This is a genomic window from Acetobacter orientalis (genome assembly GCF_000963965.1).
In the GTDB taxonomy this organism is placed as follows: domain Bacteria; phylum Pseudomonadota; class Alphaproteobacteria; order Acetobacterales; family Acetobacteraceae; genus Acetobacter; species Acetobacter orientalis.
The window spans coordinates 20,434-29,812 of the sequence record NZ_BAMX01000033.1 but is presented as its reverse complement, the minus strand read 5'-3'; the positions used below and the strand labels follow the sequence as shown (position 1 = coordinate 29,812).

8 protein-coding genes are annotated in these 9,379 nt (G+C 53.1%); 1 reads left to right on the top strand and 7 read right to left on the bottom strand.

The window, feature by feature from the left end; translation table 11 throughout:
- Positions 1 to 203: 203 nt before the first annotated feature.
- Complete coding sequence (locus Abor_RS11355; RefSeq protein WP_244877891.1) at positions 204 to 1,739, bottom strand: efflux transporter outer membrane subunit; 1,536 nt, start codon at positions 1,737 to 1,739, stop codon at positions 204 to 206.
- Between the two features lie 131 nt (positions 1,740 to 1,870).
- Between Abor_RS11355 and Abor_RS11350 the strand changes: the two genes are divergently transcribed.
- Positions 1,871 to 2,527, top strand: coding sequence for a TetR/AcrR family transcriptional regulator (locus Abor_RS11350; RefSeq protein WP_048842009.1), 657 nt, complete (start codon positions 1,871 to 1,873; stop codon positions 2,525 to 2,527).
- A gap of 95 nt (positions 2,528 to 2,622) precedes the next feature.
- Here Abor_RS11350 and Abor_RS11345 read toward each other — a convergent pair whose 3' ends face one another.
- From Abor_RS11345 to Abor_RS11320, 6 genes are all read right to left on the bottom strand, one after another.
- Positions 2,623 to 3,546: an FAD-binding protein gene (locus Abor_RS11345; RefSeq protein ID WP_048842008.1), complete on the bottom strand. Its 924-nt coding sequence runs from the start codon at positions 3,544 to 3,546 to the stop codon at positions 2,623 to 2,625.
- Positions 3,547 to 3,548: 2 nt separating this feature from the next.
- Positions 3,549 to 4,298, bottom strand: a complete 750-nt coding sequence (locus Abor_RS11340) for an electron transfer flavoprotein subunit beta/FixA family protein (protein WP_048842007.1) — start codon at positions 4,296 to 4,298, stop codon at positions 3,549 to 3,551.
- Between the two features lie 63 nt (positions 4,299 to 4,361).
- Entirely contained in the window at positions 4,362 to 5,999 is a 1,638-nt protein-coding gene (locus tag Abor_RS11335) for an electron transfer flavoprotein-ubiquinone oxidoreductase (protein WP_048842006.1), read from the bottom strand.
- A gap of 122 nt (positions 6,000 to 6,121) precedes the next feature.
- On the bottom strand, positions 6,122 to 6,799 hold the full coding sequence (locus Abor_RS11330) for a 2OG-Fe(II) oxygenase (RefSeq protein ID WP_048842005.1): 678 nt from the start codon (positions 6,797 to 6,799) through the stop codon (positions 6,122 to 6,124).
- A gap of 138 nt (positions 6,800 to 6,937) precedes the next feature.
- Entirely contained in the window at positions 6,938 to 8,317 is a 1,380-nt protein-coding gene (hemN, locus tag Abor_RS11325) for an oxygen-independent coproporphyrinogen III oxidase (protein WP_048842004.1), read from the bottom strand.
- A 4-nt stretch (positions 8,318 to 8,321) separates the two neighbouring features.
- The gene (locus tag Abor_RS11320; protein WP_048842003.1) at positions 8,322 to 9,152 is read right to left on the bottom strand and encodes an OmpW/AlkL family protein; all 831 of its coding nucleotides are present in this window, start codon (positions 9,150 to 9,152) and stop codon (positions 8,322 to 8,324) included.
- Positions 9,153 to 9,379 lie beyond the last annotated feature (227 nt).

Here is a 9,379-nt window from a genome sequence, read left to right as displayed (position 1 = left end):
GTCAACACCAAATCACTCTTTTCTCTCACTTTTTTCTGAAAAAAGAGGAAAGCCTAGAATTTTGGCGGTTTACCGTGGCTGTAGGCTTACGGGTAGCCCTATGGCCCCGCATTGCGTTGCAGAATGCTGTGAGCACCCACAGACGAGAAAGGCCGACCAGTAAACTGGCCGACCTTTCAAAGAGGGGTAATCTTACACCCTGCTTATGTATGCTGGGTCTTGCCGTTAGTGTTTTCGGGGTAAGTTGCTTCCCACCCACCGCCAAGGGCATTGTAGAGACGCACAAGGTTATTAGAGATAACCGAGGTGCTATCTGCCAATTGTGTTTGTGATGCGAGCAGCCTGCGCTCTGCATCGAGCACCTGAAGGAAGCTTTGCATACCATGGCGATATTGCTCTTGCGCCAGATGCAGTGAGCGTTGGTCTGAGGCCACCTGAGTTTTTAAAGCCTGATTCCGTTTCTGTTCGGCCTCATAAGCAGTAAGTGCGTTATCGACCTCGCTCCATGCTTTAAGAACCGTTTTACGATACCGCAGTGCAGCCGTTTTCTGCGATGCCTTTTTCATATCCAATTGGCCTTTGAGCCGCCCACCTTGGAAAATGGGCAAGCTAATAGATGGCCCGACGTTCCATGTCCGTGCGCTCCAGAAACCTAGGTCGCGGAAGGAGAAGGACTGGAAGCCAAACCCGGCATCAATTGTGACCTTGGGATAGAAGTCTGCTTCGGCCTGCCCGACCTCAGCCGTGGCTGCGTGGAGTTCTGCCTCAGCCTCACGAATATCTGGGCGGCGTTGGGCCAGCTCTGAAGGCAAACCTACTGGCACAGTGGCAGGAACCAAGGGAATAATAGCAGCCTGCGTGAGCTCGGCATTTAGAGAACCGGGCGGTGCAGCCATGAGCAGGTTAATTGCATTGATTTGCTGGGCAATGCGTTGCTCAAACTGAGGAATACGCGCGTTGGTTTCCTCAACTTGTGAGCGCGCACTTTCAACATCAAGCTCGCTAACTAGGCCGCTTTTGTAACGAGCCGAGCTGAGGTTGAGCATGTTTTGGGCGGCGTCTCGATTAGCTTTGGTAATACGCAACTGCTCTTGCAGGCCACGCAGAGACATATAATCTTGCGCCAATTCTGCCTGACGGGCGATGAGAATGCCCCGACGTTCTTCCATTGTGGCGGTTAGGTAAGCCTTGGCGGCCTCATACTGGCGGCGGACACGACCCCACAAATCAACTTCCCAACTGGCCTGTAAACCGTCTTGCCATTGGTTGAGAAGCGGGATGGACACATTGGAAGACGCCCCAGAAAGAAGCGCACCGGCCCCCTCTGGTGCGTTTTGCCCAATACGCTCAATAACGCGCGAGACCTGCTTACTGCTATATTGCGCGCGCTTGTAAGAGCCGGTTGCCGCAAGGTCTGGAAAACGCTCTGCCCCAGCAATAAGGAGCTGACCACGGCTTACTGCCAACTGCTCTGTTGCTTGCAACACATCAAGGTTTTGGGCGGCAAGGCGTTTTTCGAGCGATGTGAGCTCTGGGTCATGAAAGGCAGACCACCATTGCGGGTCTGGTGCTTCTGTGCTGGGCACGCTTAGCACAGAAGATGAGCCTTCCAGCTTGGCATGCTGCCACTGCTCAGGCGTCCATGTGGCAGGTTTTTTAAAATCTGGGCCTACCATGCACCCGCCCAGCACTAATGCCAGAGCCAGTGTGCTTGCTCCCAGCGCGTACCGTTTTGCCACCCGTCCGCTCCCAACGAAATTCTGAATTGCTTAATCAACCATCTTGCGCTGACCGAACCGATCGGTCAGCATGCTAACCTAGCGTTTTTCGATGTTGCGTCAATCGTCATACTTGGGAATAAGCCTTCACTATGTCTGTTTTACTCACACAACCTGCTACGCCCCCTAGCCCTTGCACGGGGGAATCTGAGGCAAAGCGCCAGCAAATTTTGGCTGGTGCTAAGGTTGTTTTTGCAGACCATGGCTTTGAAGGGGCCAGCATGTCTGCCATTGCGCGGCAGGCCGGTGTGTCTAAAGGGACGTTATATAATTATTTTACCAACAAAGCAGACTTGTTTGCTGCCTTTGTTGAGCAGAATTGCCGGGAAAAACTACCCGCAGCCCTTGCCCCAGTACAAACAAACCAGCCCGTGCGCAAAACTCTGACAGAAATTGCCAGAGGTATGGTGCAGCTTATCACGTCCCGCGAGGGCATTATGCTGTACCGCATTATTGTTTCTGAAGCGCCACATTTTCCCGAATTGGCAACCGTATTTTGGCAGCATGGCCCCAAACTTGGCATTGAGATACTTGCCCACTGGATACAAGAGCAGGTTGACCAAGGCACGCTCAACGTAACCGACCCGGTTTTTGCAGCAGAGCAGTTTTTTACTCTCTGCCAAACCCGCATTGGCCACCGTAAACGCTTTAATATGCCGCTAGAAAACGAAGCTGAAGACACAGAAAAAGTAATCCATGCCGCGGTGCATATGTTTTTAGCCGCCTATGGCACAGAAAAAATTGGGTAAATGGCGACCCTGTCCCTTTTATCAAGACCCTACAAAAAAGCCCGTATGGCATAAGGCACATACGGGCTTTTTAAATGGAAACGGCTTGAGACGCTTTATTTAAGCGCTTCTGTCAGCTGCGGGATAACCTCGAAGAGGTCACCTTCAATGCCGTAATCAGCCACCTGGAAAATGGGGGCTTCTGGGTCTTTATTGACCGCGACAATAACGCGGCTGTCTTTCATGCCAGCAAGATGCTGGATTGCCCCAGAAATACCGAATGCCATGTACAGTTCTGGCGCAACAATTTTACCGGTCTGACCAACTTGGTAGTCGTTTGGCACAAAACCGGAATCAACTGCTGCACGAGACGCACCAATAGCCGCACCCAATGTATCTGCCAGCGGATCGAGAATTTTGAATTTCTCTTCGCTTTGCAGACCACGACCACCAGAAACCACCACGCGGGCAGATTCGAGTTCTGGGCGTTCGGAGTCGGACAGATGTACGGCCTCAAAGTGAGACACTGCGGGGTCTTCTGCCGGAGCAACAACGTCAATAGCGGCTGCGCCACCTTCTGCTGCAACGGCATCAAATGCAGAGCTACGTACTGTCAGCACTTTTTTACTGTCAGACGATTTCACTGTTGCCAGCGCGTTACCTGCATAAATGGGGCGTACAAACGTATCGGCATCAACAATACGAACAACGTCTGGAATAGGCTGTACGTCGAGCAGAGCCGCAGCACGGGGCAGAACGTTTTTGCCCACAGCACCAGCCGCAGCCACAATATGCGTGTACCCACCAGCCAAAGACACCAGCAAAGCTGCCAGAGGCTCTGCCAGTTCGTGCGCGTAGCGGGCATCGGCTGCGTGCAACACTTTAGCAACGCCAGCAATTTTAGCAGCAGCCTGTGCTACGGCATCATTACCGGCAACAAGAACATGCACATCACCAAACTGGGTGGCGGCGGCAACGGCGGACAGAGCAGCTTTTCTGATCCGGCCTTCTTCATGGTCAAGAAGAACAAGAGCGGTCATGATCAGATTACCTTTGCTTCATTACGCAGTTTTTCAACCAACTCAGCCACTGAGCCAACTTTAACACCCGCGGCACGCTGGGCAGGCTCAGCCACAGAAACAACCGTTAAGCGGCGGGTCGTATCTACACCCAAATCTGCCACGTTAAGGGTTTCAAGCGGCTTTTTACGGGCCTTCATGATGTTGGGCAGAGACGCATAACGCGGCTCGTTCAGGCGCAGGTCAGCGGTAATAACGGCTGGCAGCTTGAGAGAGACCTCTTCTGTGCCGCCATCAATTTCGCGGCTAACACGCACGCTGCCATCAGCCACCTCAACCTTACCGGCAAAGGTACCCTGCCCCCAGCCCAGAAGACCTGCGAGCATTTGGCCTGTCGCGTTCATGTCATCATCAATGGCTTGTTTGCCAAGAATGACCATGCCCGGTTCTTCTTTGGCAACAATGGCCTTAAGCACTTTGGCAACAGCCAGAGGCTCGGGGCTTTCTTCTGCCAGAACAAGAATGGCGCGGTCTGCACCCATGGCCATTGCGGTACGCAAGGTGTCTTGCGCTTGCTGCACACCAATAGAGACCACCACAACTTCTGTTGCGGCGCCTTTTTCTTTCAGGCGTACGGCTTCTTCTACCGCAATTTCATCGAAGGGGTTCATGGACATCTTAACGCCAGCGGTTTCAACACCGCTGCCATCAGCTTTAACACGTGGCTTGATGTTGTAATCCACAACCCGTTTGACAGGTACTACAATCTTCATGGCTTCTTTCGCTTGCAGACGCAGGATCGTTCAGACGCTGGCATACAGTATTTTTAATAAAAATTACATACCAGCAGGATAATTGGGGCCACCGGCCCCTTCAGGCACCGTCCAGTCTATGTTCTGGCAGGGGTCTTTAATGTCGCAGGTTTTGCAATGCACGCAATTTTGGGCGTTAATTTGCAGCTTGGGGTCTGCGGCTTCGTCCACCACTTCATACACCCCGGCGGGGCAGTAGCGGGTTTCTGGCGCACGGAACACATCCCAGTTCACTGTCTTCCACAATGCCTGATTTTTTACATGCAGATGAACCGGCTGATCTTCTTCATGGTTGGTCGCTGACAAGAAAACGGAAGACAGACGGTCAAACGTAAGCTGGCCATCTGGTTTGGGATAGTTAGGCTTGGCGGTAAGAGTGGCAGGCTTGAGCACTTCGTTATCTGCATGTTTAAAATGCAGCGTCCATGGGGCACGGCCTTTAAAGATCATGGCATCCAGCGCTGAGTAGATAGCCCCTTTCTTGGCCCCAAAACGGGCAAAGGCTGGACGAATGTTACGCGCCGTGCGCAGTTCTTCCCACACCCAAGATTCTTTAACGCGTTGGGTAAAGGTTGCTGGCTCTGCACGCTGGCTTTGCATGGCATCAACCACGGCTTCTGCTGCCAGCATACCAGACTTCATGGCTGTATGTGTGCCCTTGATTTTGGGCACGTTCAAAAAGCCTGCGCTGTCACCTATCAACGCCCCACCGGGGAAGGTAAGGCGAGGCATAGCCTGCAAGCCACCTTCTGAAAGAGCACGTGCGCCATACGCCACACGGCGGCCCCCTTCCAGATGTTTACGAAAAGCCGGGTGCAGTTTAAGTCGCTGCATTTCTTCAAACGGAGACAGCCACGTATTGGGGTAATCCAGCCCCACCACGAAGCCGTAAGACACCAGATTTTCACCAAAATGGTACAGAAAAGCGCCACCGTAGGTCTGGTCGTCCATCGGCCAACCAAAGCTGTGCTGCACAAGGCCGGGGCGGTGCTTTTCAGCCGGGACTTCCCACACCTCTTTAATGCCCAAACCGTAAGTTTGTGGGTCTACACCTTTGCGCAGGTCGTAATGCGCCATAACCTGTTTGGTTAAGGAGCCACGGCAGCCTTCGGCAAACAAAGTATATGTGCCACGCAACTCCATACCCGGCTGGTAGTTGGGGCCGGGCTTACCCTCACGCGTAATGCCCATGTCACCCGTGGCAACACCCACTACGCGGTTGTTTTCAATAAGCACTTCAGCCCCGGCAAAACCGGGGTAAATTTCTACGCCCAGCTCTTCTGCCTGGGTGGCCAGCCAACGGCATACTTCACCAAGGCTCACAATATAATTGCCGTGGTTTGCCATGTGCGGCATGAATTTATCGAGAAACGGCACACGCAGGCTGCCGGTTTCGGTCAGGTACAGCATTTCTTCTGCCGTAACCTGAGTGTTCAACGGGGCGCCGCGCTCTTTCCAGTCTGGCAGCAATTCAGCAAGGGCGCGCGGTTCTATAACCGCGCCAGAAACAATGTGCGCACCAATTTCGCTACCTTTTTCAATAAGGCAGACGCTGGTTTCGGGCGAGAGTTGACGCAAACGAATGGCCGCAGCAAGCCCGGCTGGCCCACCACCCACAATAACAACGTCAAACTCCATCGACTCACGCACGGTTTCGTTCATCCTCGTTCTATCCCCCCGGAAAGATTATGCGGGTTTCCCTTACGCCCATTTGGGCCGTTAGTGCAAAAAAACAGTCTCTCCCCACACTGAGAGAGACTGCTCAAATAGCGTTTTTTAGTGAATTAGTGCGTTGCAGACACGGGGCCAAAGGCTAGCTCGTGTACGGCACGCCAGCTTGGGTCAACATAGTTCACAATAAGGGTGCGGCGTGTGCCCCCAATAGGGCGGCGCACAAAACCGTGCCAGGTTTTGTCTGACGGAATGAACAGCACACCCGAGTTAAACGCCCCAGAAGCCCGCGCAACAGACGCGCCTTCTGGCGTCATCAGGTCTGTACCCCACTCTCCCGCATGGTCATCTTCTGATAAAGAAATAAGCAGAGTGAGTTTTTTAGCCCCAATATCAGTATGGGGTTCGAGCCAAAAACCGTCTGTGTCTAAACACAGCTCTAGCCGCAGGGCTGCATCATCAAGCTGGGCACCACAATACTGGGCAAACCCTTGCCTAACCTGAGCGGACTCAAACAAATGTGCCAGACGGTCTAGCCGGGGGTCTTGGGCGCGAATCGTTTTATCAACAAACACACGGGACTTGTTGCGTGTCTCACGACGGCCGCCAACATCTCCGGCCAAAGCCTCTGAGCCGGGGTTCCAGGCCACAAGCGCTGAGCACGCTTCTTGCGGCAGAACTTCACCCATCATCCAATGTTGGTAAGGGTGGGAAACAGCAGGCGTTGCCGCGAGCATTTGCGTAAATGCCGAAACTGCTCCGGTGTCTAAACCTTGGGCTTCTGAGTGCATCTGCCCTGTCCTTCAGTTGCGGTATACTACCACTCCGCCGGTCTGGTTTACCCCAAGTGCGAAGTGAACAGCCTTACTCCATGCGCTAAAACCAGCACACGATCAACAGATGCTTATACGCAAGACACCGCGAAACGTTCAAATAGCACGTGAAAAACGAGGAGACTCCACACCATTCCCAGCAGCCTGCGCCAAGGCTTTGCGGTGCGTATCAAACAAAGCCGCCACGTTACGCACAAAAGGGCGACCACGCTCTGTTATCTGCACTTTACTACCTTCGAGCGTTATCAGCCCATCTTCTACAAAAGACGTAAGAGCCTCACGCTCTGGCGTAAAAACCGTATTGAGCGATTCAAATTGCGCTAGGTCTACGCCCATATCGCACATCAAGCGCTCTATCAGGTTACCGCGTAAATGGTCTTCTGGGGTGCGGGCAACACCGCGGGCAACGGGCAAGCCTTCGCTATCTGCCAGAGCACGAGCATAAGGGGCAACCGTAGTAATATTCTGGCTATAACCACCGGGCAGCATGGAAATGGCTGAGGCCCCCATGCCAATTAACGCACTTGCCGAGTCGGTTGTGTAACCCTGGAAATTGCGGCGTAGTGTGCCTGCTGCTGCGGCTTTCACCAAAGCATCGTTGGGTAGGGCGTAATGGTCTAACCCAATAGCCACATAGCCTTCGGCTTTTAAAACCGTATCCATGCGGGCGCGTTGAGCCAACCTTTCGGCCGGGCCGGGCAAGGAGGCTTCAGGAATAAGGCGTTGGCGCTTTTGTTTCCATGGAATATGGGCATAGCCAAACACAGCCAAACGATCTGGCCGAAGTGACGCAATTTGCCGCACGGTTTCAGCCACGCTGTCTTCTGTCTGGTATGGCAGGCCGTAAATAAGGTCTATATTGACACCAGAAATACCAGCCCCCCGCATAGCAGACAGACAGGCCTGCGTTTGCTCAAAAGACTGATGCCGCCCGCAGGCTTCCTGCACTTGCTCGTTTAGATCCTGCACGCCTACGCTAATGCGCGTAAAACCTAGCTCGCCCAATAATGCAGGGTAGCCTTCAGGCACGTGCCGGGGGTCAAGCTCCATAGACAGTTCAGCACCGTGCTCAACATGGAACATGCCGCGCACAGAACGCATGATCTGGCGCAAAGCTGTGGCTGGCAACGTAGAGGGCGTACCACCACCAAACTGTACGTGGCGCACCAAGCGCTGCGTACCAACCAAGGCAACAACACGGCGTAATTCTTCACGCAGTAGGTCACCATAAGCGGCGCGCCCATCGTCTCGGCGCATGACGGACGTATTGCACCCGCAAAAGCGGCACAATTCATCACAAAAAGGAACATGGAAATAAAGAGAGAGCTGTTGCTCTTCTGGCACGGCTTTAAGCCATGCTTCTGCTTGAGCAGAACCGACTGCCTCCGTAAAACTGGCGGCAGTCGGGTAACTTGTGTAGCGCGGTAGATTGCCGCCGTAGCGGGTAATCAGGTCGGAAGACGATACCGCGCTCATACTCTTAGAACCGGTAAGCGATACCAGCAGACACAACGGTCGGGTCGAGAGATTCGTGGGCACGAATTTTGGTACCTGCACCAAAGCTATCCAAAACCCCACCTTTAGCCCAAGCATGCATACGAACAAACATCTGTTTGACATCTGCATTGAAGAACCAGTTACCAACGATCTGGTAATCGAAACCAACGTTAACAGATGGGCCACCGGTGAAGCCTGAGTTAAGGCTCATGCCATTAGCACCGTGCATATTATGGAACCACATAGCCGTTGCGCCAACACCAACGTAAGGATTGAAGCGTTTATGTGGGCGGAAGTGCCATGCAAAGGTCAGCGTAGGTGGCAGAACCCATGCACTACCAACATCAAGCTTACCACCAGGAATATTTGCACCACTTGCGGCCACTTCGTGACGCGTGCTGGTTGCAATCAAGTCAACAGACACATTGTCTGTGATGAAGTATTCCAGCGTCAGTTCTGGCATTGCTTGGTTAGTGGTGGAAAGCTTTGAGCGCTTCAGTTCCGTCATTGGGCCTGTTGCCCCTGTTAGCCATACACGGCTATCACGATCCTGTGGCAGAACACCAACGCCAGACAGGCGGATCATGAAGTCACCACGGCCCAGACCAATTTTGGTGCTGGCACAGGTTTCAAAAATGCCACAGTGGCCGGTGGGGCGTGGCGCATTTGGGATCTGCTTCATGATTGGGGCATTAACGTACTGAGCGTTTGCACCTGTTGCAGCCGGAGCAGCAACGCTCTGTGCTTTGGCTGTGCCAGACAGAGCGGCAACGCCTGCTACCATGGCTGTAAGTAAGGAACGAATCTTGGCCATTGCTGAATACTTTTCCAACTGCGCTGTGATATCTTGATGCCGCAAAAATCATGCGCAGAAGGACTGCACCTTGATCTAAATCAAGCCCACAGAATGATGTGGCACAGAGTGTGGCGGTAACAACACAGTCGCTCTTATGTGCCCATTATTGGCCTTAAGAGAGCAGCCCTACCAAAAAGAGCATGCGTGAGCGTCTTTGATTTATATCAAAAATAACGTATTGTTTA